Annotated in this window: 23 protein-coding genes; 5 read left to right on the top strand and 18 right to left on the bottom strand. The window is 66.8% G+C overall.

Annotated elements, in window-relative coordinates; genetic code table 11:
• Positions 1–110: 110 nt before the first annotated feature.
• The gene (locus tag ACX9MO_RS11220) at positions 111–1,526 is read left to right on the top strand and encodes an amidase (RefSeq protein WP_462211895.1); all 1,416 of its coding nucleotides are present in this window, start codon (positions 111–113) and stop codon (positions 1,524–1,526) included.
• Positions 1,527–1,606: 80 nt separating this feature from the next.
• Here ACX9MO_RS11220 and ACX9MO_RS11215 read toward each other — a convergent pair whose 3' ends face one another.
• A complete protein-coding gene (locus ACX9MO_RS11215; protein ID WP_222493508.1) occupies positions 1,607–2,509 on the bottom strand; it encodes a cation diffusion facilitator family transporter in 903 nt (300 codons plus the stop codon).
• 441 nt (positions 2,510–2,950) lie between these two features.
• Between ACX9MO_RS11215 and ACX9MO_RS11210 the strand changes: the two genes are divergently transcribed.
• Entirely contained in the window at positions 2,951–3,766 is an 816-nt protein-coding gene (locus tag ACX9MO_RS11210; RefSeq protein WP_462211894.1) for a metallophosphoesterase, read from the top strand.
• A gap of 128 nt (positions 3,767–3,894) precedes the next feature.
• Here ACX9MO_RS11210 and ACX9MO_RS11205 read toward each other — a convergent pair whose 3' ends face one another.
• The 7 genes from ACX9MO_RS11205 to ACX9MO_RS11175 form a co-directional block, all read right to left on the bottom strand.
• Positions 3,895–5,409, bottom strand: a complete 1,515-nt coding sequence (locus tag ACX9MO_RS11205) for an amidase (RefSeq protein ID WP_462211893.1) — start codon at positions 5,407–5,409, stop codon at positions 3,895–3,897.
• A 35-nt stretch (positions 5,410–5,444) separates the two neighbouring features.
• Positions 5,445–6,677, bottom strand: a complete 1,233-nt coding sequence (locus ACX9MO_RS11200; protein ID WP_462211892.1) for an NAD(P)/FAD-dependent oxidoreductase — start codon at positions 6,675–6,677, stop codon at positions 5,445–5,447.
• Between the two features lie 9 nt (positions 6,678–6,686).
• A complete protein-coding gene (locus tag ACX9MO_RS11195; RefSeq protein ID WP_462211891.1) occupies positions 6,687–7,028 on the bottom strand; it encodes a RidA family protein in 342 nt (113 codons plus the stop codon).
• A 118-nt stretch (positions 7,029–7,146) separates the two neighbouring features.
• Entirely contained in the window at positions 7,147–8,796 is a 1,650-nt protein-coding gene (locus ACX9MO_RS11190) for a dipeptide ABC transporter ATP-binding protein (protein ID WP_462211890.1), read from the bottom strand.
• A 3-nt stretch (positions 8,797–8,799) separates the two neighbouring features.
• Entirely contained in the window at positions 8,800–9,711 is a 912-nt protein-coding gene (locus ACX9MO_RS11185; RefSeq protein WP_222493519.1) for an ABC transporter permease, read from the bottom strand.
• Between the two features lie 3 nt (positions 9,712–9,714).
• Positions 9,715–10,632 carry an ABC transporter permease gene (locus ACX9MO_RS11180; protein WP_222493520.1) on the bottom strand — a complete coding sequence of 306 codons (918 nt, stop codon included), beginning with the start codon at positions 10,630–10,632 and terminating at the stop codon, positions 9,715–9,717.
• 83 nt (positions 10,633–10,715) lie between these two features.
• Positions 10,716–12,230: an ABC transporter substrate-binding protein gene (locus tag ACX9MO_RS11175; RefSeq protein WP_462211889.1), complete on the bottom strand. Its 1,515-nt coding sequence runs from the start codon at positions 12,228–12,230 to the stop codon at positions 10,716–10,718.
• 132 nt (positions 12,231–12,362) lie between these two features.
• On the opposite strand from ACX9MO_RS11175, the gene ACX9MO_RS11170 reads away from it, so the two are divergent.
• Positions 12,363–13,022: a GntR family transcriptional regulator gene (locus tag ACX9MO_RS11170; protein WP_462211888.1), complete on the top strand. Its 660-nt coding sequence runs from the start codon at positions 12,363–12,365 to the stop codon at positions 13,020–13,022.
• A 154-nt stretch (positions 13,023–13,176) separates the two neighbouring features.
• Here ACX9MO_RS11170 and ACX9MO_RS11165 read toward each other — a convergent pair whose 3' ends face one another.
• The 9 genes from ACX9MO_RS11165 to ACX9MO_RS11125 form a co-directional block, all read right to left on the bottom strand.
• The gene (locus tag ACX9MO_RS11165) at positions 13,177–14,148 is read right to left on the bottom strand and encodes an endonuclease/exonuclease/phosphatase family protein (protein WP_462211887.1); all 972 of its coding nucleotides are present in this window, start codon (positions 14,146–14,148) and stop codon (positions 13,177–13,179) included.
• Positions 14,145–15,218: a sn-glycerol-3-phosphate import ATP-binding protein UgpC gene (locus ACX9MO_RS11160; RefSeq protein ID WP_462211886.1), complete on the bottom strand. Its 1,074-nt coding sequence runs from the start codon at positions 15,216–15,218 to the stop codon at positions 14,145–14,147. The genes ACX9MO_RS11165 and ACX9MO_RS11160 overlap by 4 nt, the downstream gene beginning before the upstream one ends.
• A complete protein-coding gene (gene ugpE / locus ACX9MO_RS11155; RefSeq protein WP_222493740.1) occupies positions 15,218–16,060 on the bottom strand; it encodes a sn-glycerol-3-phosphate ABC transporter permease UgpE in 843 nt (280 codons plus the stop codon). The genes ACX9MO_RS11160 and ugpE overlap by 1 nt, the downstream gene beginning before the upstream one ends.
• 4 nt (positions 16,061–16,064) lie before the next feature.
• Complete coding sequence (locus tag ACX9MO_RS11150; RefSeq protein WP_315900515.1) at positions 16,065–17,033, bottom strand: ABC transporter permease subunit; 969 nt, start codon at positions 17,031–17,033, stop codon at positions 16,065–16,067.
• Positions 17,034–17,135: 102 nt separating this feature from the next.
• Entirely contained in the window at positions 17,136–18,434 is a 1,299-nt protein-coding gene (locus ACX9MO_RS11145; protein ID WP_462211885.1) for an extracellular solute-binding protein, read from the bottom strand.
• Positions 18,435–18,543: 109 nt separating this feature from the next.
• On the bottom strand, positions 18,544–19,587 hold the full coding sequence (locus ACX9MO_RS11140; RefSeq protein WP_222493529.1) for an AI-2E family transporter: 1,044 nt from the start codon (positions 19,585–19,587) through the stop codon (positions 18,544–18,546).
• Positions 19,588–19,758: 171 nt separating this feature from the next.
• Positions 19,759–20,784 carry an aldo/keto reductase gene (locus tag ACX9MO_RS11135; RefSeq protein WP_462211884.1) on the bottom strand — a complete coding sequence of 342 codons (1,026 nt, stop codon included), beginning with the start codon at positions 20,782–20,784 and terminating at the stop codon, positions 19,759–19,761.
• A 94-nt stretch (positions 20,785–20,878) separates the two neighbouring features.
• Positions 20,879–21,994 (bottom strand): NADH:flavin oxidoreductase/NADH oxidase, encoded by a 1,116-nt coding sequence (locus ACX9MO_RS11130; protein ID WP_462211883.1) that lies wholly within the window; start codon positions 21,992–21,994, stop codon positions 20,879–20,881.
• A gap of 12 nt (positions 21,995–22,006) precedes the next feature.
• On the bottom strand, positions 22,007–22,996 hold the full coding sequence (locus tag ACX9MO_RS11125) for an ABC transporter substrate-binding protein (protein WP_462211882.1): 990 nt from the start codon (positions 22,994–22,996) through the stop codon (positions 22,007–22,009).
• 578 nt (positions 22,997–23,574) lie between these two features.
• Between ACX9MO_RS11125 and ACX9MO_RS11120 the strand changes: the two genes are divergently transcribed.
• Positions 23,575–25,110 (top strand): ABC transporter permease, encoded by a 1,536-nt coding sequence (locus ACX9MO_RS11120; protein WP_462211881.1) that lies wholly within the window; start codon positions 23,575–23,577, stop codon positions 25,108–25,110.
• On the top strand, positions 25,107–25,544 hold the full coding sequence (locus ACX9MO_RS11115) for a VOC family protein (RefSeq protein WP_462211880.1): 438 nt from the start codon (positions 25,107–25,109) through the stop codon (positions 25,542–25,544). The genes ACX9MO_RS11120 and ACX9MO_RS11115 overlap by 4 nt, the downstream gene beginning before the upstream one ends.
• A 351-nt stretch (positions 25,545–25,895) precedes the next feature.
• Here the strand turns inward: ACX9MO_RS11115 and ACX9MO_RS11110 are convergent, their stop codons facing one another.
• Positions 25,896–26,804, bottom strand: coding sequence for an ABC transporter ATP-binding protein (locus ACX9MO_RS11110; protein WP_462211879.1), 909 nt, complete (start codon positions 26,802–26,804; stop codon positions 25,896–25,898).
• Positions 26,805–26,806: the final 2 nt, after the last annotated feature.

Here is a 26,806-nt window from a genome sequence, read left to right as displayed (position 1 = left end):
CGCCGCCCCTCCATTTTACACCATATGGGGGAATTGCTCTGTCCGCTGGCTGCGGCCTAGCTTGCCCCTGCGTGCGGGGCCGCCCTGCCCCCGGATCAAGGAGAGCTCCCATGACGACCGACCTCTGGAAATGGACCGCAGCCGAGCTTGCGGACGGGATCGCCGCTGGCCGCATCACCAGCGTCGAGGCGACGGAAAGCGCACTGGCCCGCATGGCGCAGGTGAACCCGGCGCTGAATGCCGTGGTCGACCCGCTGGAGGAGCAGGCCATGGAGGCCGCCCGCGCGGCCGATGCCACCCTGCGCACCTCGGGCCCCAGCGGCCCGCTGCACGGCGTGCCGGTCACGGTGAAGATCAACGTCGATTACGGCGGGCGGGCCACCACCAACGGGGTCGTGGCGCAGAAGGACAATATCGCCGCCTCCGACGGGTCGGTGGTGCAGAACATGAAGGCCGCGGGCGCGGTGATCCTAGGGCGGACCAATACGCCCTGCTATTCCATGCGCGCCTTTACCAACAACGACCTGCACGGCGCGACCTACAACCCGCATGACAAGGCGCTGACCCCCGGCGGCTCCTCCGGCGGGGCGGGGTCGGCCACGGCGGCGGGGATCGGCGCCATCGGCCATGGCAACGACATCGGCGGCTCGGTCCGCTACCCGGCCTATGCCTGCGGGGTCTACGGCCTGCGCCCCACCTCGGGCCTGCTGGCCGCCACCTCGCCCAGCGTGCCGCACCGGATGATCGTCTCGCAGATGGCCTCGGTGCAGGGGCCGCTGGCGCGCTCGATCGAGGATATCCGCCTCGGCGCGCTCGCCCTCTCGGGCCATGATCCGCGCGACATCTGGCAGGTGCCCGCAGGCGACATCTTCGGCCCCCTGGGCCACGCGCCCTGCAAGGTCGCCATGCTGGCCGAAACCGACGAGGCCCCGGTCGACCCCGAGGTCAGCGCCGCGATCCGGCAGGCCGGCGCGATCCTCGCCGATGCGGGCTACACCGTGGAAGAGGTCACCCCGCCCTCCTTTGCCGAACTGATGGACTACTGGCGCCTGATCCTCGGCAACGAGATGCGCGCGGGCCTTCAGGGGCTGATGATGGACAACGGCGACTGGAAGATGAAGAAATCCATCGACCTGCTGCTCGAAGGGGTGCCCGAACTCGACAGCCGCGACGCCTTCCTCAAGGCGCTGACCAGGCGCTCCGCCCTGCTGGTGGACTGGCAGATGTTCTTCCAGAAATTCCCTCTGGTGCTGACCGCCACCACATGGGCGAAACCGATGATCGACGATTACGATGTCTCGGAGGACGCGGATGCCGCGTGGTTCTACGGCATCTGTGCGCCGCTTTCGGGCACGCCGATCATCGGGCTGCCGGGGCTCTCCGTGCCGGTCGGCTCCGCGCCCGGCAAGCCGATGGGGGTGCAGCTGCTCTCCGACCGGTTCCAGGACAAGCGCCTGCTGGAGGCCGGCGCCGTGCTGGAACGCGCCATCGGGGCCATCGCGCCGATCGATCCGATCGGGTTCTGAACCCACAGGGCCGGTCCTGCCGGATCACTTCGGCAGGATAACTCTGGCAGGATAACCCTGGCAGGATAACCCTGGCCGGATCACTTCGGCAGGATCACCTGTTCCTGCGGGTTGTCGTACTTGGACTTGTGGTCCGGCTCCACGTGGATCGTCACCTTGGTGTCGCCGATCTGGCGCTCCAGCTCCCTTTCGATCCGGTCGCAGATCTCATGCGCCTTGAAGACCGACATGGTCCCCGGCACGACAAGGTGGAAGTCGATGAAGGTCACCGGCCCGGCGTGGCGGGTGCGCAGGTCGTGGGCCTCCATCGCGCCGTTCGATTCCGCCGCGATGATGTCGCGCAGCTTGGACAGCATCTCCTCCGGCACGGCCTCGTCCATCAGGCCGCTGAGGCTCTCCTGGATCACCTTGGCACCGGACCACAGGATGTTCAGCGCCACGAGGATCGCCATGATCGGGTCAAGCATCCAGATCCCCGTCGACACCGCCAGCAGCAGGCCGATGGCCACGCCGAAGGAGGTCACCACGTCGGTCATCAGGTGCTTGCCGTCGGCCACCAGCGCCGGGCTCTTCTGGCGCCGCCCGCGGGTGATCAGCATCCAGGCCCAGAACCCGTTCGCCGCCGTCGCAAGCAGGTTGATCGCAAGGCCGCCGAAGGGCGTGTCCAGCACGCGCGGCTCCTGGATACCATGCCAGGCCTCGCGCAGGATCAGCAGCGCGGCGATGACGATCATCACCCCCTCGAAGACGGCGGCAAAGAACTCCGCCTTGTGGTGGCCGTAGGGGTGGTTGTCATCGGCGGGCCGCGCGGCGACCCGGATCGCAACCAGCGCCGCGATGGCCGTGGCCACGTTTACCGTGCTCTCCAGCGCGTCAGAGAGCAGCGCGACGGACCCGGTCATCCAATAGGCAATCGACTTCAGGAGAAGGACGGCCACCCCGACCACCAGCGAGCCGATGGCGAGTTTCATCGTGTTGGTCATGGGGCGGTCCTCTTGGCTTGGGCGCGCAACATAGCCCCGATCCAGGATCACGCAAGCCCTTGTTTTTATTAATAAGAATGACTTGCAAAGGCAGCGCGCGCCGCACTGCAACCCCTTGCCACACAATGAAAATCGCCGCAGCGCAGCACGCCCTGGCCAGCACCTCCCTGACCCGCGTGGTCCCCTTCCGCCGTCAGGCGGGCGACTCACCCTGCCCCGGGTGCCTGCCCGGGCGTCACGCCCCGGCGTCACGGAAGCGTCACAGCCCCTGCCTAGGAGAGGGACGCCCCCCTGCGCCGCGCCCACCCTCGCCCGCCCACCCGGACCCGGCCTTGACGTTTGCCCGCCCGCGCGGATGCTGGTCCGGGCCGGGGCAGAGAATTCCCGGCAGGGCGCGTGGCGTGGAGGACGCGGCCCGCCCGTCGTTCCGAAGGACAGAAGATGACCCGTTTCCTGCACATCACCGACCTGCATGTCTCCGCCCCGGAGACCGACGACCCCGAGCGCCACGGCGACACCGAGGCGGTCCTGCGCCGGCTGGTGGAGATCGCCAACCGCCTGCACCCGGCGCCCGACCTCGTCATCGCCTCTGGCGACCTGACCAACGTGGGCGACGAGGCGAGCTATCGCCACGTGCAGCGCATTCTCGAAGGGCTCGACATGCCGGTGGTGCTGACCCTGGGCAACCACGACCGGCGCGGCCCGTTCCACGCGGTCTTCGAGGGCTACGCCACCGCCCCGGACGGCCCGGTGGACCATGAGGCGGTGCACGCGGGGCTGCATGTCATCGCGCTGGACACCTCGGTGCCCGGCAAGGTGGGTGGCGCACTGGACGAGGCGCAGTTCGCCGTCCTCGAACGCGCGCTCGGGCGGCACCTCGACCTGCCGAAGATCCTCGTCCTGCACCACCCGCCCAAGACGATCCCCGGCAACGGCGGCCTGCCCTGGGCCACGCTGAGCGCCGAGGACAGCGCACGCCTCCAGACCCTGATCGCGGACCGGCAGGTGCTCTGCATCCTCTCCGGTCACGTGCATTACAACCGGATGAGCCTCTGGCACGGGGTGCCGGTGGTGATCACCAGCGGCCACCAGTCGACGGTGGACCTGACCCGGACCGATGCGCTCTCGGTGGTGGAGGGCAGTAGCTTCGCCATCTGCGACCTGCAGGAGGCCGGGCTTCAGGTGACCTTCGTCCCGCTGGAGGAACCCCGCCCGATCAAGGAAATCCCCATGGAACGCCTGCGGGCTTTTTCCTGAGGCGCGGCCTGCCCTTCCGTCGATAGCCCGCGCCGGACACGACAAAGCCCCGGGAGGTGTCCCCCGGGGCTTCATCTTTCCGAAAATACTCACGGCGTCACGCCCGACAGGGGCGCGAAGCCTGCCGCTCAGGCGAACCCGAAGAAACCGTCGGCCTCCGAGAGTTTCGGCGCGGCCTTGAGGGCTGCGATGTCCACCTTGGGCATCCCGAACTCGGCATCATCCTTGAAGAGCGCCTCGATCTCGGCGGCCACGGCCAGCACGCCGAGGTCGTCGCCGCGCTTGCCGACGATCTGCAGGCCGAAGGGCATGCCCGCCTCGTCGCGGCCCACGGGGATGGTGATCGCCGGATGGCCCGCCACGGTCGAGGCATAGGCCAGCGACAGCCAGTGGTAGTAGCTCTCGGTCTTCTGGCCGTCGATCTCCTCGGGGTAGAGCTCGCGCCAGTTGCGCGGCGAGATGGTGACGGCGGGCGAGAGCACGTAGTCGGTGGTCTCGAAGAAGGCCTGCCAGCGGCGGTAGAAGGCCCCCTGCTGGGTCAGTGCCTGCGCTACGTCGAGACCGGAATACCCCAGCCCCTCTTCCCAGTTGGCGGTCACGTTCGGGCCCATCTGGTCGGCGTGATGCTTCATCCGGTCCTCGTGACCGGCCATCATCATCACGGCGCGCAGCACGGCAAAGATCCGGTCGCAATCGGTGCAGTCCGGCGTGCCCTCGTCCAGCTGCCCGAGATAGGGCGCGAGGCCCTTGCAGGTCTTCTGGAAGGCCCGGCGCACGATGTTCTCGGTCAGGGTGAAGCCGTAGTCCTCGGTCATCGCGAACTTCAGCGTCGTCAGGTCGACCCGCGGCAGGTTGGTGAAGGCCATCGGGTCCCAGGGCGTCTTGCCGCCGGAGACATAGGTGTAGGGATCATCGCGGTCGGGCCGCGCCAGCACCGCCAGCATCAGAGCCGCATCGGCCACGGTGCGGGCCATCGGGCCCGAGGTCGGCAGCGGGATCAGCGCCGGGCCGCGGGTATTGCCGGGCACCACGCCGGGGGTCGGGCGATAGCCCACGACGCCACAGAAGGCGGCCGGGTTGCGGAGCGAGCCGCCGGTATCCGAGCCGGTGCAGAGCGGTGCCATGCCGGTGGCCAGTGCCACGGCAGACCCGCCCGAGGAGCCGGCGCAGCTCTTGGTCAGGTCATGCGGGTTGGCGGTGACCCCGTAGACCGCGTTGCGGGTGTTGGCCCCGGCCGAGAACTCGGGGTTGTTGGTCTTGCCCAGCACCCCTGCCCCGGCGGCGCGCATGGCGGCCACGATGGCGTCGTCCTTGGTGGCGACATTGTCCTTGTAGATGGTCGAGCCGAGGGTCGTCTTGAGGCCCGTCACGTCGATCATGTCCTTCACGCCGAAGGGCAGCCCCTCGACGAGGCCCAGCGTCTCGCCCTTGGCGACCCGCGCCTCGGAGGCCTTGGCCTCGGCCAGCGTGCGCTCGAAGTCGTAGTCCACAAGCGCGTTGACGGCCGGGTTCACCGCCTCGGTCCGCGCGATGCAGGCCTCGGCCAGTTCCACCGGCGAAAGCTTGCGGCGGGCAATCAGGCTGCGGGCCTCGATCGCGCTGAGGTCCGCGGGATCGGTGGCCAGTTTCGGCGTATCGGTCATCTCGTCTTCTCCTGTCATCCGGCCCGACCCGCAGGTCAGAGCCCCAATCGTGCCGGGCGCAGAACCGGATGGGCGGTCTGTCCCGTCAGCATGTCGTCCGCCAGCAGTTCGGCGGTGGTCGGCCCCAGCGTGAAGCCCTGATGCCCGTGGCCGGTGTTCAGCCACAGGCCCCTGTGTTTCGAAAGCGCCCCAACGACCGGCAGCATGTCCGGCATGCAGGGCCGGTCGCCGTGCCAGGGCTGGGCCTCGACCCGTCGGCCAAGGTCGATGAACTCACGGGTCTGGGCCTCGACCTTGGCCAGTTGCACAGGGTTCGGCGCGGCGCCTTCCCGCACCACCTGCGCCCCGGTCAGCAGGCGGGTGCCCATGCGCGTGGGGATCAGCACGCCGGTGCGATCCGCATCGGCAAAGATCATGTCGAGCGCGGTGCCGCCCTTGAAATGCAGGTGATACCCGCGCTTGCGTACCATGCGCAGGCGATACCCCAGCGGCGCGATCAGGCGCGGCGTCCAGGGCCCGGCGGCGAGCACCAGGTCGCCGGCCTCATGGGTCCCGGCAGAGCCATGGACGCGCCAGCCGGCCCCGATCGGGGCGATGGCGGAGATCTCGGATTTCTCGACCTTGCCGCCGCGACGGGTGAAGAGATCGGCATAGGCCTGCACGAGCGCACCGGGATCGGTGCAGGAGATCGCATCCTGCCATTCGATCGCCCCGGCGTAGCGGCGGGTCAGCGCGGGCTCCTCGGCGGCCAGTTCGTCGCCGCTCAGCACCCGCAGCTTCAGGCCCCAGCGATCGGCCACCGCCTGCGCCTCCGCCCGGCCCCCGTCGAACCCGTCCTTGCTGCCGAAGCCGGTACGGTACCCCTTGTGGCGAATGATGTCGGAGGCGCCCGACGCCTCGATCAGCCCGTGGTGGTCCGCGGGCGAGCGCGCGGTGATCGCGTGGTAGGTCTTCGACAGCTCCATGTGGCGCGCGGGCTGCGAGTGCCACCAGTAGGCGAAGAGCGCGCGGGCCTGCGACGGCAGCGCGTCGAAGGTCCAGTGAATGTTGTTGTCGCGCCGCAGCGCGACGTTCCACAGCGCGGAGAGGTCCCGCGGCATCGGATAGGGTTCGGCGGCCTCACCGTGGATGAGGCCGCCGTTGCCATAGCTGGTCTCGCGCCCGGGCGCCTTGCGGTCGATCAGGAGCACATCGCGACCGCGGGCCTGCAGGGCCAGTGCGGTCGACACGCCGATCATGCCGGCGCCGAGAACGATGACGTCAGCCATGGGCGGGGATCACTTCCCCTCGGCGATGACGGTGATTTCCACCAGCGCCTCGGGCAGCATCAGCTCGATGCCGACGGTCGTGCGCGAGGGCTTGGGATCGCCGAAGTAGGAGGCATAGACCTCGTTGAACGCGCCGAAGTCGGAGGGGTTCACGAGGTAGCAGGTGGCGGTGACCACGTCGTCGAGGCTCAGGCCTTCACCGGCCAGCGTGGCCTTGATGTTTTCCAGGCACTGCTTGGTCTGACCGGCAACGCCGCCTTCGGCCAGAAGGCCGGGCGCGGAGAAGCCGAGCTCACCCGAGAGGTAGTAGGTGTTGCCGAGCTTGCGGACCTTGGAAAGAGGGACAGACATTGATTTTCCTTTCACTGTCGTAAGTTGGGGCGCAGCCAAGGCCGCGCCCCGAGGGGATTTGGTTGGACGGGCGGGAACCGGCAAGCGCGTGACACTGCCCCCGACCGGGGGCGCTGTGTCAGGCCCCCGCCCGTTCCAATGCGGCGATGTCGGGAACTTCCCACCCCTGGCCCGGCATCGCGGCAAGCAGTTTCTTGGTGTACTCGTTCTGCGGGTTCGAGAAGACCTGGTCCGAGTTGCCCCGTTCCACGATCTGGCCCTTGTTCATCACCACGATGTTGTCGCTGACCTGGGCCGCGACGCGCAGGTCGTGGGTGATGAAGAGCATGGTCAGGCCCATCTCTTCCTTGATCTCGGCCAGCAGGTTCAGAACTTCCTTCTGCACCGACACGTCCAGCGCCGAGACGCTTTCATCCGCGATCAGGATTTCCGGCTCCACCATCAGGGCGCGGGCAATGCAGATCCGCTGACGCTGGCCCCCCGAGAACTGGTTCGGATAGCGGTGCAGCGCGTCCTGCTCCATCCGCACGATGCGCAGCAGCTCGCGGGCCTTCTGCATCGCCACCTTGCGGGGCACGCCGAAGTTCACCGGCCCCTCGACCAGCTGGTCGCCAATCGTGCGGCGCGGGTTGAGCGAGCCGTAGGGGTCCTGGAAGATGATCTGGATCTTCTTGCGCCAGTCATGGAGCTGCCCGCGCGGAATGCGTGAGAATTCCTTGCCGCCGATCCAGACCGCGCCATCGTCGATGTCGGTCAGGCGGATCAGGCAGCGCACCAGCGTGGACTTGCCCGACCCGGATTCGCCCACGATGCCCAGGGTCTCCCCCTTGCGGATCGCGAGGTTCACGTCCTGCACCGCCTTCACGGTGCGGGCCGGCGCAAAGAGCGTGCGCGCGGTGTGGAAGGTCTTTTCCAGCGCGACGACCTTCATCACCACCTCGTTGCCCTCGATCGAGGGCGGGGCCTCGCGGGTGCGGCGCGGCACCGCGTCGATCAGCTGACGGGTGTAGGGGTGCTTGGGCCGGTTCAGGACCTCGTCCGCCGTCCCCTGCTCCACCACGAGGCCCTTCTGCATCACGACCACGCGGTCGGCGATCTCGGCCACGACGTCGAAGTCGTGGGTCACGAACATGATGCCGGCCGAATGCGTCTCCTTCAGCTGCTTGAAGAGGCTGAGGATCTGCGCCTGCGTCGTCACGTCGAGCGCGGTAGTCGGCTCGTCCGCGATCAGCAGTGCCGGGTCCATGGCAAGGGCGATGGCAATGACGATCCGCTGACGCTGACCGCCCGAGAGCTGGTGCGGGAAGGAATGGTAGATCCGCTCCGGCTCGGGCAGGTGCACCTCGTCCAGCAGCTTGATCGTGCGCGCGCGGCGCTCCGACTTCGACATGCTGGAATGGGTGGCAAAGACCTCCTCGATCTGGTCCCCCACCGTATAGCAGGGGTTTAGGGCCGACATCGGCTCTTGGAAGATCATCGCCATGCGGTTGCCGCGCAGCTTGGAGTGCTGCCTGTCCGACAGCTTGAGCACGTCGGTGCCCTCGAAGAGCACCTCGCCCTGCGAGGGTTTCAGCACCCGGGGCAGCAGCCCCATGGTGGTGAAGGAGGTAATCGACTTGCCCGAACCGGATTCGCCCACGATGCAGACGATCTCATTGCGCTTCACGTCGAGGTTCAGGTTTTCCACCGCATGGGGCCGGTCGCCGCCTTCCGGCAGGTCGATGGTCAGATTGCGGATCGAGAGGACGGTGTCTTGCGTGTCGCTCATGGATCAGTTCCTTCCCTCGGGGGACGAGATATCGCGGATACCGTCGCCGAAGACGTTGATGGCAAAGACGAGCACGAAGAGGCACAGACCCGGGATCGTGATCAGCCAGCTTTCGAAGAGCAGCATCTCCTTGCCTTCCGAGATCATCAGACCCCAGGACGGCGTGGGCGGCTGAACGCCGAGGCCAAGGAAGGACAGGCCCGCTTCCAGCATGATGGCCGAGGCCATCTCGAGCGAGGCGATCACGACCAGCTGGCTGGTGACGTTGGGCAGGATGTCCTTGCGCAGGATGCGCGGCATCCGGGCGCCCAGCACTTCCGCCGCCGAGACGTACTCCATGTTGCGCAGCTGCATGGTGGCGGCGCGGATCACGACGGCGAAGCGGTCCCAGAGCAGCAGGCCCAGCGTCACGGTCACCACGGTGATCGAGCCACCGAAGAGCGACACGCAGGCCAGCGCCACGAGGATCGCGGGCAGCGCGAGGCGGACGTTGATCAGGAACTGGACGACCTGGTCGATACGGCCGCCGAAGTAGCCGGCCAGCAGGCCCATGGTGGTGCCGATGATCCCCGACATCAGCGTGGCCAGCAGGCCAACACCGAGCGAGACCCGGGCCCCGTAGAGCAGACGCGAAAGCATGTCGCGGCCAAGCGCGTCGGTGCCCAGCAGGTGGGTGCTGTCACCGCCCATGAAGGCGGGACGGACCATGCGGGCGAGCAGGTTCTGCTTGTAGGGGTCATGGGGCGCCAGAAGCGGCGCAAAGATCGCGATCAGCACGATCAGCAGCAGGATGCCGCCCGACACCATGAGGTTGCGGTTCTTGAGCGCGCGCTTCATCAGCGCCTGACGCGGAGTGATTTCTTTCTTCTGGGTCACGGTCTTGCCTTCAGAGGCAGAAGTATCGGTGGTGGACATGGATCAGCCGCTCCGCAGACGGGGGTCGAGCCAGGCGTTCAGCACGTCGGCCAGGAAGGTGAAGACGATGTAGAACATCGAGAAGATCAGGATCAGCGCCTGCATCGTCGACAGATCGTTGCGCGAGATCGACTGCCAGGCGAGGAAGCCTGCGCCATGCAGCGCGAAGACCGTCTCGGTCACGATGGAGCCGCCGAGCATGAAGCCCATCTGCACCGCCGCCAGCGAAACCACGGGAATGACCGCGTTGCGCAGCGCGTGCTTGAACAGCACCTTGCGCGGCCGCAGGCCCTTGGCCTTGGCGGTCCGGATGTAGTCGGAGGACAGCACGTCGATCATGCCCGCGCGGGTCAGTCGCATCAGGGCGGGCGTGGCGTAGTAGCCAAGCACGATCGTCGGCATGATGAAGCTTTGCCAACTGTCGGAGCCGGAGGCCGGCAGCCATCCGAGGTTGATCGAGAACAGGACGATCAGCAGCAGGCCGAACCAGAAGCTGGGGATCGCCTCCCCCACCACCGCGATGAACACGGCCACCCGGTCGAGCAGGGAGTTCGGCTTGATCGCCGAAAGCACCCCCATCGGAAGCGATATCAGCAGCGCGAAACTGATCGCGCAGAGGCCGAGGGTCACCGTGGTGCCAAGCCGGCTGAAGATCATGTCCGACACGGGCATGTTGTAATAGTAGCTGATGCCGAAATCGCCGCGCACGGCGTTGCCCAGCCAGTCGAGGTACTGCACGGGGATCGGACGGTCGAAGCCGTATTGTTCCCGGATGACGGCGATTTCCTCGTCGGTTGCGGTCTCGCCGGCCAGGGCGATCGCAGGATCGCCGGCCATGTAGACCAGCCCGAAGCTGATAATGGAAACCGTCAGCGCCACCATGGCGGCCATAACGAGTTTTGTCAGGATAAACCGGACCATCTGTCCCTCTGCCTTCCCTTTTCTAGGGTCTTATTATGTGCAACACCGGGCCGCGCTGACGCGGCCCGGCATCGGTGGTGCGATTACTTCCAGCTCATGTCGTAGAAGCGGACGACTTCGTCTTCGGTCGGGACGAAGTCCAGCTCGTCGGACAGGGCGTAGTTGATCGAGTAGGTCCAGAGCGGCAGCCAGTAGGCTTCGTCTGCGATCTTCTTCAGCGCCTTGGAGTATGCAGCCTTGCGGACTTCCGGGTCGACCGAGGAGTCGCCTTCGTCCAGCCACTGTTTGACCTCTTCGTCACGGGCGTCATCCCGGCTCTCGAACTTGAAGAAGCGCGAAGTGATGGCCGAAACGTCGGTGATCGAGCCCGAACCCCAGGTCAGGAAGGTGATCGGGATCTCGCCCTTGCCATGCGCTTCCGCGGTTGCGGCGTACTGCATGTAGGTCAGCTCGGTCTTGATGCCCACTTCGGCCAGCATGTTCAGCATGGCCTCGGTGATCGGACGGTCGCGGTAGGCGTAGAACTTGGTCGTGAAACCATCCGGGTAGCCCGCTGCGGCCAGCAGTTCCTTGGCCTTCTCGGGGTTGTACTCGTACTTCGTCACGTCGGTTTCACAGCCGAACTGAACCGGGTTACAGGCCGAGTCGATGACCGTGTTGGCCTCCGACAGAAGCGCCTGCTTGATGGCCTGGCGGTCGATGGCATAGGACACCGCCTGACGGACTTCCTTCTTGGTGAAGGGGCCTTCGGGATCGGTCCGGCCTGCCGCGTCCATGGTGATATAGCCGATGCGCACGGCGCCCGCATTGATGATCTCGGCGCGGCCCGAGGACTGCAGCTTCTGCGCCTGGTCTTCCGGGATGTTCCACAGGAAGTCCGCGTTGCCACCGATCATCTCGGCGAGCTGGGTGTTCACGTCAGGGATCGTGCGGACGTTGATCGTGCCGATCTGCGCCTTGTGCTTGGGCCCCTCGAAGTAGTTCGGGTTTGCCTTCAGAACGTAGCCCTTGCCCGGATCGATGCTGTCGAACATGTAGGGGCCGGTGCCAACGGGCTTCTCGGCGAACTTCGACGAGCCGACTTCGGCGTAGTACTCGTTCGGGTAGATGTAGTTCGACATGGCGAGGTAGGCCATGGCGGCCGGGAACGGTGCCTTGGCGTGGAAGATGACGGTGTAGTCATCCACCTTCTCCACGGACTCGATCCAGTTGAAGCCCGGACGGCCCTTGGCGACGCCATCAGGGCCACCGAAATGCTCGAAGGTGAAGACCACGTCATCGGCGTTGAAGGCTTCGCCGTTGTGGAAGGTCACGCCCTCGCGCAGGACGACCTTGAGGGTCACGTCGTCCGTCCATTCCCATTCGGTGGCGAGGTTGCCGACGTATTCACCGGTTTCGGTGTCGCGGTAGAACAGCGTGTCGAAGGCTTGGAAACCGGCGATCACCGCGGAACGCGCAGTCGAGTAGTACAGATCCGGATTGTCGAGATCTCGCATAAACACGATTTCAGCCGTGTCGTTTGCCTTGTCCGCGTAGGAGGCGGTCGCCGGCAGTGCAAGTGCGATGGCCCCTGCTGAGAGGAAACGCTTCAGGCTCATAATGTCATCCCTGTCGGTTTGTTTTTGATGCGTGAGAGTGAACCTTACCGGCCCGCTCGGGATCAATGCTTCTTCCATGGGATCGCCGGATTACATACAATTCCCCGCAAAAGTATGCGAGGGAACCTGTCCATGTCCGCGGTTGATGAAAAAATGAGCACATCAGAGCAGGTCTGCGACCAGTTGGAGCAGCTCATTGCCGCTGGTGGCTTCGAAGATGGCGAACGGCTCGACGAGAATCGGCTGGCACAGAAATTCAACACCTCCCGCACCCCAGTGCGCGAAGCCTTCCGCCTGCTTTCAGCCCGCGGCCACGTTGAAATCAGGCGCAACCGGGGGGCATTCGTGCGCCTGCCGAAATTCAGCGAAGTAGTTGAAATGTTTGAGGTAATGTCAGAGATGGAGGCCTGGTGCGCCCGCCTTGCCGCGCTCCGCGCGACCCGCGCCCAGCTGATCCTGATGGAGGACCACCTCGTGCGCTGCGAAACCGCTTTCCGCGCAGCGGACGTTGCCACCTACTACACGGAAAACGCGGCCTTTCATGCGCTGATCTACGAAGCTTCCGGCAACGCATTTCTTGCACAAGAAACGCGCAAATTGCAGGAGCGGCTTGCCTCATACAGACGCATTCAGCTGGGACACGATGGCCGGATGGTCAAATCCATGACCGAACACCGGGCGATTCTGGATGCGTTGATTGACCATGACCCGGATCGCGCCAGCAAACTCATCCGTCGCCACGTCCAGGTTCAGAGCGAGTTCTACGAAGCGTTCCGCCAAGCCCGTTCCTGACAGCAAGCCCCCCATTTCGGGCGGGTCAAAGGGGGCGACTGCTCAATCAATAGGCGGAATTATACAACGTTTTCCGCATCTTGTCCATTGTACAATAAGAGTTTTTCGCGCCAGCGAAAGACATCCGGGCGCCTGCGCGCCCGACTGCGAGGGCTCAACCGAGCCCGGTGATCTGCGCCACGATGGCGTCGTGATCCGAGAGCGGCGTGCCATTGGGGTCGAGCGAGCTGCGGATCTCCACCGCCTCCAGCGTGACACCGCGCGCAAGGAACCAGTCCAGCTTCATCGCCCGGTCGGGCCAGCGGGTGATGAGCGAGGGCCGCGTGGTCATCTGCTCTTCCGGCCCGCCATGGACAATGAACCCCGAGTCCCGGGCCACGTCGAAGAGTTCCTCGTCCCGCCACGTGCCGTCGCTGTGGTTCCCGGTGTTCAGGTCGCCCCCGATCAGCACCGGCACCCCCGGAAAGGCGTCATCGAGCGAGGCAATCAGCCCGGCGATCTGGTCGCGCCGGTGCCCCTGCCCCGCCGCGCTTTCCAGATGGGTAGAGACCGCGAGCAGCGGCCCGGCGGAGGTTTCCACCACCGCGCCCACGGCCACCCGTTCGCCCAGACGGGGCTGCTCGGCGTCGGTGAACCACTGGCGATGGCCGGAGAGCCGCAGCGCGAAGGGCCGCACCAGCGTGGTCCGCGCCGCCACCGCATTGCCGTGGAAGCCCGACAGGTTGTGGTCGTCGTCGCAGAACTCATGCTCGATGGGCGAGCCGAGCCCCATTTCGAGGAACTCCAGCGCGTAGGCGTAGGCATAGCCATTGGCCTCGGCCACGGCGGCGGTGGTATTGCGCTGCTTGGTCCGCGCCATGCCGCTGTCCATCTCGGAGAGCAGCAGCAGATCGCAATCCGCCACCTTCAGCGCCGAAGCCTCCGGGAAGAGGCAACGCTCAAGGTTCCACGCCCCCACGGTGACGGGCAGCGCCAGCGGCGCCGAGGGCGCGCTGCCGCCGGCCTCAAGCGTCTGGAAACAGGGCAGGTCGGCGATCAGGGCGTCATGGGTCGGCACGTCGCGGGTGACGCCCGAGAGGTCCGGCAGGGGCGGCGCCTGAAGCTCCGCCACGGTGTTGGTGATCACTGGACAAGCTCCGCCGCGCGGGTGCGGGTCTCGATCCGCCGCCCGGTGGTGGTGTCGAAGAGATGCAGCGCCTCGGGCGCGGCGCCCACGTGCAGCGCGTCCCCGATGGGCAGACCCGGCGCCATGGCCACGGCCAGCGTCTGGCCGTCCACGTGGCCATGCACCACCCGGCCCGAGCCCAGTTCCTCCACATGCTCCACCTTCAGGGCAACGCCCTGCGAGGCGGGCGCGGAGCGCAGGTCCTCGGCCCGGATGCCCAGCGTGACCGGCCCCTCGGCGCGACCGGCGGGCCCCATGGCGGCGCCGCCGAGCCAGACCTGCCCGCCCTCGACGCGGGCGTCGAGCAGATTCATGGCGGGCGAGCCGATGAAGCTGGCCACGAAGGTCGAGGCCGGGCGGTGATACACCTCCAGCGGCTTGCCGATCTGCTCCACCTTGCCGCCGTTCAGCACCACGAGGCGGTCGGCCAGCGTCATGGCCTCCAGCTGGTCGTGGGTCACGTAGAGCGAGGTGGTCCCGATCCGGCGCTGCAGCTTGCGGATTTCCATCCGCATCGAGACGCGCAGCTTGGCGTCGAGGTTCGAGAGCGGTTCATCGAAGAGGAAGGCGGCAGGCTGGCGCACGATGGCCCGGCCCATGGCCACCCGCTGGCGCTGACCGCCCGAAAGGGCGCGCGGCTTGCGGTCGAGATAGGGCTGAAGCTCCAGCATCCGGGCCGCCTCGGCCACGCGGGTCTCGATCTCGGCCTTGGGGGTGCGCCGGTTCTTCAGGCCATAGGCCATGTTCTCTTTCACCGTCATATGCGGGTAGAGCGCGTAGTTCTGGAACACCATGGCGATGTCGCGATCCGCCGGGTCGAGCCGATTGACCACGCGGCCGGCGATGTCGATCTCGCCGTCGGTGATCTCTTCGAGACCGGCCACCATGCGCAGCAGGGTGGACTTGCCACAGCCCGAGGGGCCGACGAGGACGATGAACTCGCCCTCGGCCACGTCGAGGGTCACGTCAGAGACGGCGGTCACGCCACCGGCGTAGGTCTTGCCCACGGATTTGAAGGAAATCTGTCCCATCACTTGTCGCTTTCCGTCAGGCCCTTGATGAACATGCGCTGGAACACCAGCACCACCACGAGGGGCGGCACCATGGCCAGCACGGCAAGGGCAAAGGCTTCGTTGTAGTCGGGGATCTGGCTGCCGACCCAGACCTGAAGGATCGTCTTGATCCCGCGCATCAGGGTGAAGAAGCTCTCGTCCGTGGTCATGAGCATCGGCCAGAGGTACTGGTTCCAGCCATAGATGAACATGATGATGAAGATGGCCGCCATCATGGTGCGCGACAGCGGCACGAGGATGTCGATGAAGAATTTCACCGGCCCGGCCCCGTCGATGCGCGCGGCCTCCAGCAGTTCGTCCGGCACGGACTTGAAGAACTGGCGGAAGAAGAAGGTGCCCGTGGCCGAGGCCAGCAGCGGCACGATCAGGCCCTGGTATGTGTTCAGCAGCTTCAGCTCGGACATGACCTGATAGGAGGGCATGATCCGCACCTCCAGCGGCAGCAGCAGCGTGGTGAAGATCACCCAGAAGATCGGCGTGGCAAAGCGGAAGCGGAAGTAGACCAGCGCATAGGCCGCCATCATCGAGAGCACGATCTTGCCCACGGCAAAGCCGACGCCGAGGATCATGGAGTTCATCAGCATGGTCAGGCCGGTCACCTCGCCGGTGAAGCCGCCGCGCTGGGTCAGGACCTTGGTATAGGTCTCGGCCCCGTTGCTGCCGGGCGTCACGTAAAGCCCGTTGGAATGGATGTCGATCGCGGTGTGGGTCGAAGAGGCGAAGGCCATCACCACCGGCATGCACAGGAAGAGCGCGCCGAGGATCAGGATCAGGTGGTCGAAGGGTTTTAGTCTCTGCATGATGTCACCCGTAGTGCACGCGGCGTTCGAGGAAGCGGAACTGCGCCACGGTCAGCGCGGCCACCACGACCATCAGGATCACCGACTGGGCGGAGGAGCCGCCGATGTCGTTGCCTTTGAACCCGTCGAGGTAAACCTTGTAGACCAGCGTCATCGGGTTGTTCGCCGGCTTGTCCTTCACCATCACGTCGATGATCGCGAAGGTGTCGAAGAGCGAATAGGTGATGTTGATGATCAGCAGGAAGAAGGCCGTCGGTGCCAGCAGCGGCAGCACGATGTCCTTGAACCGCCGCCAGCCCGAGCGCGCGTCGATCAGCGCCGCCTCGCGGACCGAGACGGGGACCGATTGCAGGCCCGACAGGAAGAAGATGAAGTTGTAGGGGATCTGCTTCCACACCGCGACGAGGATCAGCGCAAAGGCGGTGTCGTTGTAGTTGATGCCCACCTTCATCTCGTAGCCGAACCATGCGGCCATCTCGGTGAAGGGGCCCATGTGCATGTCGAAGAACATCATCCCGATCAGCCCCGACACCGGCGGCGCGATGGCATAGACCGCGATCAGCGCCGTCTTGTAGGCAGAGGCCCCGCGGATGACCTTGTCCGCCTTCACCGCCAGCAGCAGCCCGATGGACAGCGACAACGCGGTGACCATCACGGCGAAGAAGGCCGTGAAGCCCGCGATCCGGCGGTATTCCCGCGAGGAGATCGCATCGGTGTAATTGTCCATCCCCACGAAGGTGGAGCCGAAGCCGAAGGGATCCTCGAGGTAGAAGGAGGAGGTCACCGCCTGCACGGAGGGCCAGTAGAAGAAGATCGCCACGATCAGCAGCTGCGGCAGCACGAAGAGCCACGGCGTCAGCGGGCGGTCGAACTGGACCCGCTTGGCGGGATTGCGGGAGGAGCCCTCCCAGAAGCCGCGCAGCCGCGCCATCAGGCCCGGGCTCGGCGGCAATGTCATCGGAGTGTCGGTCACGGGGCAGCGCCTTTGCGTCTGGCCGCGTCGCGCGGCCCTTTCGGAATGCCGGAAGGGCCCCGGTGCGGTCACCGGAGCCCTCCCTCGTGTGAGATCGTCAGATCAGCCGCTGGTCTTGGCGAAACGGGCCAGCAGGGCGTCGCCCTCTTGCTGGATCGTGTCGAAGGCGGCCTTGGGGGTGGTCTCACCCGAGAAGATGCGGTTGAACTCGCGTTCCATCACCGAGCGGATCTGCGGGTAGAAGCCCAGGCGGTAGCCCTTGGACCATTCGCCGCCCGGCAGCATCAGCTGCTTGATGCCAACCTCGGCAACCGGCTTCTCGTCGTAGTAGCCTTCTTCCTTGGCCAGCTCGTAGGCGGCCTCGGTGATCGGCACGTAGCCAGTGTTCTCGTGCCAGTAGACCTGCACTTCCGGCGAGGTCAGGAAGGAGAAGAACTGCGCGGTGCAGGCGTTCTCTTCGTCCGACTTGCCCGCCATGGCGAAGAGGGCTGCGCCGCCGATGAACGACTGGGTGCCGGCGCCTTCGATCGAGCCCCAGTAGGGCATGAAATCGGCGGTGAAGGGCATCTGGGCCGACTTCTGCAGGCCACCGAAGGAGCCCGAAGAGCCGATCCACATGGCAACCTTGCCTTCTTCGAAGGGCTTGAGGTTGTCACCCCAGCCTGCGCCGTAGAAGCCGTACAGGCCATCGTCGGCCCAGGCCTTCAGCTTGTCGAACATCATCACGGTGTTCTCGTCGTTGACGATCAGCTGGGTGCCGTCGACGCCGTCATAGCCGTTGTTGTTCGTGGCGAACTGCTGGTTGTTCCGCGACTTGAAGTTCTCGACCATCATCCAGGTCAGCTGCGAGGCGGTCATCGGGATGTAACCGGCGTCTTTCAGCTTGGGCGCGATGGCCTCGAAGTCTTCCCAGGTCTTGGGCGCTTCGACACCGGCCTTCTCGAAGGCTTCGGTGTTCATGTACATGATCGGCGCGGAGGAGTTGAAGGGCATGCCCACGAACTTGCCTTCGCTGTCGGCGTAGAAGTTCCGCACGCCGGCGATGAAGGCATCACGGCTGAACTCTTCGCCCGCGTTGAGGATCAGGTCCTCGGCGGGGATCACGGCGCCGGGGGCGTTCATGATGGTGGCAGCGCCGGCATCGAAGACCTGCACGATGTTGGGCTGCTCGCCCGAGCGGAAGGCCGCGATCGAGGAGGACAGCGCCTCTTCGTAGGTGCCGCGCGACAGCGGGGTCAGCTTGCAGGCATCCTGCGCGTCGTTGAACTGCTGGGAGATCTCGTTGATGACCTCACCGTTGCGGCCGCCCATCCCGTGCCACCAGCTGATGTCGGTCTGAGCCATGGCCGAGCCGGCGATGGTCGAGAATGCGATCGTGGAAACCGTCGCGAATTTGAGCATGATTGCCTCCTGAAAAGATTGTCGGAGGTATCAGCGCGTTCGGTGATGCATGGATGACGCTTGGGTGACAGTTTTGTAAACCACCCCTGCGTAAGGAAAATATGTGCGGCTACACCTTGCCGTTTGCCGAAAGCATGATCGCCACGGGCCGCGTCGGCGGGATTTCGGCCAGCACGATGATCAGCGTCGCGGTCAGCGGAACCGCCAGCATCGCGCCCGAAAGCCCCCAGAGCGCACTCCAGAACGCCAGGGCCAGCAGCACCACGAAGGGCGAGAGGTTGAAGGCCCGGCTCATCATCATCGGCTCGAGGTAGGAGGCCACGCCGATCTGCGCCGTGGTCAGCAGGATCGCCAGCGCGCCCGCCCAGCCGAAGCTGCCGAACTGCGCGAGGCTCAGCAGCACCGGGAAGATCACCCCGATCATCGAGCCGATGTAGGGGATGTAGTTCAGCAGCCCGATCAGGATCGCCCAGAAGAGCGCGAACTCCAGCCCGAAGAGATACATGATCACGAAGCAGAGCACGCCGAGGATGATGTTCACCACGGTCTTCACCGACAGGTATTCACCGACCCGCGCATTGATCCGCGCCAGGATCGCCAGCGCCCGCTTGCCCTTCTCCTGATCGTTCAGCGCCAGCAGCAACTTCGAGGCCATACGCCCCCGTTCGGCCATGAAGAAGAAGGAGTAGAGCACCACGAGGAAGAGCATCCCGCTGAGGCCCTGCACCGAGTAAATCACCGGGGTGACCCATTGCTGCAGGCTGATCTGCCCCAGCGTCGCATCGCGGATCGTCTCCCACGTGGGTTCGTCATCCACACCGAGGATACGCGCGGTGCGGGTGACGAGCGCGTTCAGGTTGCTCTCGTAGCGCGGCAGGACCGAGGCGACCTGGCTCAGCGTGCTGACGAGGTAGGTGATCACCAGCCCCACGATGGCCGCGAAGAGCAGCAGCACCAGCGCCCGGCGCAGTGGCGCAGACAGCCGCCCCATCAGCGGCACCCGTTGCAGGCGGCTTGCGGCGGAGGTGACGATGTAGAGGGCGATCATGGCCAGCATCACCGGCAGCAGCACCGCCTTGCCGATGTGGAGAAGCCAGCCGAGCATGAGCACGAGCGCCGTGATATACGTGAAATTCCTCAGCTCGACATTCATGCTGCCTGCGGTTCCCCCCTTATCGGACGGGGAACACCTTACCGATCCGGGGCGCACAGGAAAGGGAAGAGCAGATCTCCGCCGATCCGCTCGCGCAAAGATGATCGTTCTGACAGCATCGCGACAGGATCGGCCTGACGCAAGCCGGCATCACGTCACCCCGGGCGCCGCTCATGGCAGGACGGCCGTCTCCGAGATCAGCCCCTCGGCCCGCAGATCGGACCAGAGCGCGGCGGGCGGCACGGCATCCAGCGCGGCGATGTTGCGGGTCACCTCCTGCGGATGCACGGCGCCCAGCACCACGCTCGCCACCGCCGGATGGCCGAGGGCGAAGTGCAGCGCCGCCACCGGCAGCGGCGTGCCGTGGGCCGCGCAGACGGCCTCGATCCGCGCCACCTGCGACATGATCTCCTCCGGCGCCGGGTCGTAGTTGTAGCGCGCGCCCGCCACCGCCCCGGTGGCGAGGATGCCGGAGTTGAAGACCCCGCCGAGGATCACGCCGACCCCCTGCGCCGCCGCCAGCGGCAGCAGCGTCGCGGCAGCGGGCTGTTCCAGCAGCGAATAACGCCCCGCCAGCAGCAGCACGTCGAAATCGCCCGCTCGCAGGAAACGCTCGGCAAAGACGTGATCATCCAGCCCCAGCCCGATCGCGCCCACCACGCCCTCGGCCTTCAGCCGCTCCAGCGCGGGCACCGCACCTTGCATGGCCTCGGCAAAACGCGCCTCGGCACCCTCGACCCCGTGGGTCCAGTCGTCGACATCGTGGATCAGCGCGAGATCCAGCCGGTCCGTCCCCAGCCGCAGCAGCGATTGCTCCACCGCGCGCAGGGTGCCGTCGTGGCTGTAGTCGAAGACGGCCCGGTGCGGCAGACCGCCGGTAAAGCCCCGCGCGGGCCCCGCCCCGCGTTGCGGCACCATGTAGCGCCCGACCTTGGAGGACAGCACGATCCGCCCCCGGTCCATCCCGCGCAGGGCGGTGCCCAGCCGGTGCTCTGCCAGCCCGTTGCCATAGTGCGGCGCCACGTCGAAGAGCGTGACGCCCGCCGCATGGGCGGCCGCCACCGTGTCGAGACACTGGCGCTCGTCCAGCCGGTCGAAGAAATCCCCCAGCGGCGCACAGCCGAAGCCGATCCGTGAGACCGTCAGCCCCGTCCGCCCAAGCGGCGCGGAGGGCAGCCCTGCGACCGGCGCGCTCATCCCCTGCCCCCGATCGAAACACTCCCGTTCGAAACACCGGGGACAAGCGCCCGGCAGAGCGTCACCGCCCCCATCCCTCCGAGGGGCCGCGGGATCATGCCCGGGGCCGGAACTGCAGGTAGAAGGCGTAGCGCTGCGGCAGGACGAAATCCGGCTTCTCGATGTCCAGCGCCAGCGCCGCGCGGTGGGCGAAGTTGCTGTCCGCCAGCATCTCCTTGCCCAGCGCACAGAGGTCCGCCCGACCCTGCGCCACGATCTCCTCGGCCTGCGCGGGATCGGTGATCCCGCCCACGGCCATGGTCGCGATGCCCGCCTCGGCGCGGATGCGTTCGGCGAAGCCCACCTGGAAGCCGGGGCCTTCCTTGATCTGGCCGGGATTGGTGCGCAGCAGCACGCCCCCGCCGGAACAGTCCATCACGTCGACGCCCACGGCTTTCAGCCGCCTGGCCAGTTCGACGGTATCCTCCAGCTGGATGCCCTCATCCCCCAGCCGGTCGATGCAGGAGGCCCGGTAGAAGAGCGGCATCTCCTCCGGCAGCGCCGCGCGCACGGCGGCGGCGATCTCCAGCGGCAGGCGCATCCGGTTCTCAGCGCTGCCGCCATAGGCGTCGTCGCGCGTGTTCGAGACCGGCGAGACGAAGGAGTGGATCAGGTAGCCATGGGCGCCGTGCAGCTCGACGAAGTCGAAGCCCGCCGCCACGGCGCGTTTCGCGGCCTCGGCGAAGGCGGTGACGATGCCGGCGATCTCCTCGACCGTCAGCGCATGGGGCGCGGGGCGTTCGCCGTCGTAGGAGATGGCCGAAGGCGCCTCGCAGGTCCAGCCCTGCGGATCGCCCTCCGGCAGGCCGCGCCCGCCGTCCCACGGCGTCGCGGACGAGCCCTTGCGCCCGGCATGGCCCAGTTGCAGCCCGATGGCCGCACCCTGCCGCTTGAAGCTCTCCACGATCTTCGACAGGCCGCCCACATGCTCATCGGACCAGATGCCCAGACAGCCGGGCGTGATCCGCCCCTGCGGCAGCACCCCGGTGCTTTCCACGACGCAGCCGCCCACCCCGCCGAGGGCGAGGCGCGCATAGTGCTCGAAGTGCCAGTCCGTCGCGTGGCCGTCCACGGCCGCGTATTGGCACATGGGCGAAACGACGATGCGGTTCTTGAAGGTCACGCCCCGCGTGGTGAAGGGCATGAAGAGGGCAGAGGATGTATCAGTCATGCAGATCTGTTATCAGATCTCGTCCAGCAGGGAAGGATCGAACATGTCCCGGGGCGCCTCCATTCCGATCTTCGCCAGCGAGGCGATGGAGGCGTCTATCCAGGCATCATCCATGGAGAAGACACCGCCCGGGTGATCCATCAGCGGGATCTGGATATTGGCGTGGAACTTGGTCGCCTCGGGGGTATAGCCGTTGCCCTTGTACCAGGTCTCTTCGAACATCTTGCCGTATTTCTCGGGATCGGCGAATTCGTCCTCCCAGCCCTTCCGGCTGGCACGGAGGAAGCCCACCACCGTCTCGCGGTTTTCGGCGAGGTACTCCTCGTTCACGGTGACGAGGTCCTGCCCGAAGGCCATGCCCGCGTCGGAGAAGAGGATGAAGGAGGTCTTCTTGCCCGAGGTCTGCTCGACGATGAAGGGCAGCGAGGTCATGAAGTCGATGACCGCATCCACCTGCCCCGTGGCCAGCGGCGTGGGGTCGAAGGTGTAGGGCACGATGGTGACGTCGCTCTTGGCCACGCCGTTCAGTTCCAGCAGCACCTCGAAGGGGCCTGCGTTCAGCGGCGGGCAGGCGACGGTCTTGCCGACGAGGTCCTGCACCGTCTTGATGCCGGTCTCCTCGAGGCTGATGATGCTGTCCGGGCTCTTCTGGAACTGCGCTCCCACGACCTTGAACCTGGCGCCCTTGTTGACGATCGCCTCAGCGCATTCGATGGTCGAGGTCAGGGCGATATCCGCCTTGCCGGTCAGCAGCGAGGCCTGCGGGATCACGTCGGGCCCGCCGGGCAGGTAATTGATCTCGAGCCCCTCCTCCGCGTAGTAGCCCTCCTGCATGGCGATGTAGTAGCCGCTGAACTCCGGGTCGTTGATCCAGATCGACTGGAACGAGACCTCGGTCAGGTCGGCGGCACGGGCGGGGCGGATCAGCCCGCCATAGGGCGCAGCCGCAAGGCCGGCGAGCGCGGTGCGCGTGAAGGCGCGGCGGGACATCATGGATTTCATCGGGTCTCTCCCTGTGACGGATGGCGCCGTGCTCTCCCGGTTCCGACGGGTGGCCTGCGCATTCTCCGGGCTGATTAGGAAAGCCGCCGGGGGCCAAGTCAACAAAACCGCGAGAGGCGGGACAGGGGCCGCCCCGGGTGGTTCGGGCCGGCCTGATGCACGATCGCGTCCTCCCGAAACAACGGGCGCGGGCGGCAAGCCGGTGCGCCTCGGACAACGGGCGCCCCCGCGCGGAGAGCCCGGGACAACATATGCTAACACGCTGACTTACATTTATTTTTCAGAAGCTCGCTCAACGCGCCTCCCCACCCTTCACTGTCCAGGGCGCGCGCAGCGGCCCTCCTTCCGCAGGCAATCACCGCTTTCCGGCCCGCGCTGCCCGGTCCCCACGCGCCCGCCAAACCCACGCACGGACAGGCATATTTTTGCGCCACGCCGGACCAGTGCCCCAACTGGCGTCTGATCAAGCAACAGGCTTCACTTTTCCCATGCGCGGCCAGCCTGCCTTCCCTCGCCCCGATTGCCCTGCACTGCGGGCGATGGCAGGCTGGCGGCGCGTCTCAGGCAAAGGACGATCCATGACTCCCAGCAGCGACCGGCAGGCCCCGCTCCGCATCCTGATCGGGACGCTCGCGCTCTTCGCGCTGTGGGAATACGTCGGCCATACGACCGAGTGGGGCCGCTTCATCCTGCCGCCGCCGGACCGCATTCTTGCGCAGTTCTGGACGGACCGGGAGCTCTACTGGCTCCACGGTCTAAGCACCCTGCGCTCGGCCGGGCTGGGGTTCCTGATCGGGACCGCCGCTGCCCTGCTGGCGGCCTTCGTCTTCTGCCTCTCCCCCGCGCTGGAGCTGGCGTTCCGGGGCCTCAACATCGCGATCTTCGCCATGCCCGCCATCGTCATCGGCCCGCTGCTGGTGATCTTCTTTCAGGGCAACTGGCCGCAGATCATCCTTGCCGCGCTGATGGTCTATTTCCCCGCCATGTCGACCTGCCTGCTGGGGCTGAAGGAGGTGGACCCGCGGCTGGCCGACCTTGTCGCCGTCTATGGCGGGGGGCCGGGCAAGCTGATGCGCCACGTACGGCTGCGCGGGGCCCTGCCCTCGCTGCTGGCCGGGTTGCGGGTGGCCGCCCCCCTCGCCGTGCTGGGGGCGGTGCTGGGGGAGTTCGGCTCCGGCGCCCGCTGGGGCTTCGGCACCTTCCTCCTTGCCGCCCTGCCGCAGGGCATTCCCGCGCGGCTCTGGGGTATCGGCATCGCCACCTCGCTGATCGCGCTTGCAGGCTTCGTGGCCTTCCTGCTGCCCGCGCGGCGGCTGGCGTCCTCGACCTCCGCCGTCACCATGGCCGCCGCTCGCCCCACCCTGCCCAGCCCCGGCGACCGCTGGCGGGTCTGGGCGCTGGCGCTCGTGGCCGCCGTCCTGCCCTTCGTGCTCTGGTCCCTCGGCTTGTGGCTCACGGGGATCAACCCGATCGTCGCACCCGGCCCGCTGCGCACGCTGGACTTCGTGCTCGACGGCGGCTGGCGCGATCTCTTCGCTGCCCTCGGCCAGACCCTGCCCATGGCGGGGCTGGGACTGCTGGCGGGGCTGGGCTTCGCCTTTGTCCTCGCGGCGCTCTCGATCCTCGCGCCGACGCTGGCGCGGGCGCTTCTGCCGGTGGCGATGGTGTTGCAGAACATGCCGCTGGTGGCGCTCGTCCCCTTCGTGGTGCTGATGTTCGGGCGCGGAGTCACCGCCTCGGTCTTCATGGCGGTGCTGGTCGTCTTCTTTCCGGCCTACGTGCTGCTGAACCAGGGCTTCTCGACCATTCCGCGGGCGGCCAATGACCTCGTGCAGGTCTATGGCGGCGGGAGGATGAAGCAGCTGGTGCATGTCGCCATTCCCTATTCGATCAGCTATCTCTTTGCCGCCGCCCGGCTGGTGGCGCCGCAGGCGCTGCTGGGGGTCATGGTGGCGGAGTGGCTGTTGTCGGGGATCGGCTTGGGGAACCTTCTGAACATGGCGCGCGCACGGCTGGACTACGAGATGGTCTGGGCCGGAGCGGTGGTCTCGATCGTGATCTCGGTCGCGGTCTACGAGATCGTGGGCGCGCTGGAACGCCGGGTGCGCGTGTGATCGGCGCGCGGCTGCATCACGCCTCGCTCAGCGTGGCGGCGCTGGACCCGGCGGTGGCCTTCTTCGAGACGGTCTTCGGCTACGCCGTCGAGGTCCGCGAGGACGGCATGACCGACATCGCCGTGATGGCAGGCGAGGCCGGGCTGAGCTGCGATTTCGTCCAGATGCGCGGGCCGGCGGGCGGCGTGGTGCTGGAGGTGATCTGCTTTCACCGCGCGGGCGGGGCGATGGCCGCGGACGCCGCGCCATGGCGGCCCGGCGCGGGGCATGTGGCCTTCCACGTGGCGGATTTCGACGCGGCTTTACGGGCGTGCGCGGAGGCCGGGGCCGAGGTCATCGGCGCGCCAATCGACTGGCCCGGCGGCCGCGCGGCCTATTTGAAGGTGCCGGGCGGGGCCTTCGTCGAGATCGAGTGGTTGAAGGGCCAAGGCTGACGCGGGACAGCCGCCCCCTCCGGCAAAGTGCAGCAAAGTCCCCTCTGCCCGCCCCAAGCCCCTCGCTCTCTGCAAATCACCGACAGGACGCCCCGCGTCCGGGCCGCGCCCGCCCTGCCCCAGGGGCGGGTGCGCTCTGCGCACCGGGGCTGTCGCCCTCTCGGGGCTCAAAGGCTCCCCCGGAGCCTTTGCGAGACGCCCTCCGACCCCAGTGCGGGCGCGGCCCTCGGGTTTCGCGGGAGCTCAGCACCTAGCCTCGCATGCACTGCAATGCCAGTTCAGATTGATCTACGGCCTAGGGGCGGCCCTATCTCTCGGGCTTGGCTTGGGTGCAGGCATAACCTGAGCCCCTCACCCCCCCGCCACCTCCGGGTGCAGCTTGTGCATCAGCGCCTCGCAGAGCGCGTGAAACTCCGGCGCGGCGAAAAGCTCCGGCCCGCGGGGCTGTGCGAAGGGCACCTTCACCACCTCCGCGATCCGGCCCGGCTTGGCGGCCATCACCACGATCTCGTCCGCGAGGAAGACCGCCTCGTCGATCCCGTGGGTCACCAGCAGCGTCGTGGTCCGCTGCGCGGCCCAGATCCGCTGCAACTCGATGTTCATCGTCCGACGCAGGATCTGGTCGAGCGCCCCGAAAGGCTCGTCCAGAAGCAGGACCGAGGGCTGCGTCACCAGCGCCCGCGCGATCGCCACCCGTTGCCGCATCCCGCCCGAGAGTTGCGACGGCAGCGCCTCCTCGTAGCCCGCGAGGCCGACAAGGGCGATCATCTCGCGGATCCGGGCGTCCTCGGGCTTCACCTTGCGGCCCAGCACCTGCAACGGGAAGGCCACGTTGGCATAGACCGAGCGCCACGGCAGCAGGGCCGCGTCCTGAAATGCGATGCCAAGCCCGCCCTCGGCGCGGAAGACCTCGGGCTGCTTGCCCCGGATGCGCAGACCGCCGCCCGCGTCGGGCGTCTCGAGCCCCGCGATCATCCGCAACAGGGTAGACTTGCCGCATCCCGATGGCCCGATCAGCGCCACGAAGGAGCCGCGCGCGACCTTCAGGTTCACCGGCGCCACCGCCTGCAACGGACCCTGCGGCGTGGCGAAGGTCTTGCCCGCGTTCTCGATCACCAGATCGGCGGGGCTGACTTCAATGGGTCCGGCGTCAAGGAGCCCGGCGTCATCGAGACGGCCCTCGCGGGGGCTAACCTCATCGGGCAGAGCCTCATCGCGCCTGACCTCATCGGGCCCGTGGTCGGCTGGCGCCTTGGCCAAGC

Source organism: Pseudooceanicola profundus (genome assembly GCF_054919315.1).
Note: the sequence above shows the minus strand (reverse complement) of the source record. Positions and strands in the feature narration are given on the sequence as shown.

What these genes read in the sequence shown, in the direction of transcription:
- ACX9MO_RS11185 (WP_222493519.1), bottom strand. Translation starts at nt 9,711, where the DNA reads ATGTCCACCACCGATACTTCTGCCTCTGAAGGCAAGACCGTGACCCAG.
- ACX9MO_RS11125 (WP_462211882.1), bottom strand. Translation starts at nt 22,996, where the DNA reads ATGAAATCCATGATGTCCCGCCGCGCCTTCACGCGCACCGCGCTCGCC.
- ACX9MO_RS11175 (WP_462211889.1), bottom strand. Translation starts at nt 12,230, where the DNA reads ATGAGCCTGAAGCGTTTCCTCTCAGCAGGGGCCATCGCACTTGCACTG.
- ACX9MO_RS11140 (WP_222493529.1), bottom strand. Translation starts at nt 19,587, where the DNA reads ATGAATGTCGAGCTGAGGAATTTCACGTATATCACGGCGCTCGTGCTC.
- ACX9MO_RS11120 (WP_462211881.1), top strand. Translation starts at nt 23,575, where the DNA reads ATGACTCCCAGCAGCGACCGGCAGGCCCCGCTCCGCATCCTGATCGGG.
- ACX9MO_RS11200 (WP_462211892.1), bottom strand. Translation starts at nt 6,677, where the DNA reads ATGGCTGACGTCATCGTTCTCGGCGCCGGCATGATCGGCGTGTCGACC.
- ACX9MO_RS11160 (WP_462211886.1), bottom strand. Translation starts at nt 15,218, where the DNA reads ATGGGACAGATTTCCTTCAAATCCGTGGGCAAGACCTACGCCGGTGGC.
- ACX9MO_RS11135 (WP_462211884.1), bottom strand. Translation starts at nt 20,784, where the DNA reads ATGAGCGCGCCGGTCGCAGGGCTGCCCTCCGCGCCGCTTGGGCGGACG.
- ACX9MO_RS11220 (WP_462211895.1), top strand. Translation starts at nt 111, where the DNA reads ATGACGACCGACCTCTGGAAATGGACCGCAGCCGAGCTTGCGGACGGG.
- ugpE (WP_222493740.1), bottom strand. Translation starts at nt 16,060, where the DNA reads ATGCAGAGACTAAAACCCTTCGACCACCTGATCCTGATCCTCGGCGCG.
- ACX9MO_RS11145 (WP_462211885.1), bottom strand. Translation starts at nt 18,434, where the DNA reads ATGCTCAAATTCGCGACGGTTTCCACGATCGCATTCTCGACCATCGCC.
- ACX9MO_RS11195 (WP_462211891.1), bottom strand. Translation starts at nt 7,028, where the DNA reads ATGTCTGTCCCTCTTTCCAAGGTCCGCAAGCTCGGCAACACCTACTAC.
- ACX9MO_RS11130 (WP_462211883.1), bottom strand. Translation starts at nt 21,994, where the DNA reads ATGACTGATACATCCTCTGCCCTCTTCATGCCCTTCACCACGCGGGGC.
- ACX9MO_RS11205 (WP_462211893.1), bottom strand. Translation starts at nt 5,409, where the DNA reads ATGACCGATACGCCGAAACTGGCCACCGATCCCGCGGACCTCAGCGCG.
- ACX9MO_RS11190 (WP_462211890.1), bottom strand. Translation starts at nt 8,796, where the DNA reads ATGAGCGACACGCAAGACACCGTCCTCTCGATCCGCAATCTGACCATC.
- ACX9MO_RS11170 (WP_462211888.1), top strand. Translation starts at nt 12,363, where the DNA reads ATGTCCGCGGTTGATGAAAAAATGAGCACATCAGAGCAGGTCTGCGAC.
- ACX9MO_RS11215 (WP_222493508.1), bottom strand. Translation starts at nt 2,509, where the DNA reads ATGACCAACACGATGAAACTCGCCATCGGCTCGCTGGTGGTCGGGGTG.
- ACX9MO_RS11180 (WP_222493520.1), bottom strand. Translation starts at nt 10,632, where the DNA reads ATGGTCCGGTTTATCCTGACAAAACTCGTTATGGCCGCCATGGTGGCG.
- ACX9MO_RS11210 (WP_462211894.1), top strand. Translation starts at nt 2,951, where the DNA reads ATGACCCGTTTCCTGCACATCACCGACCTGCATGTCTCCGCCCCGGAG.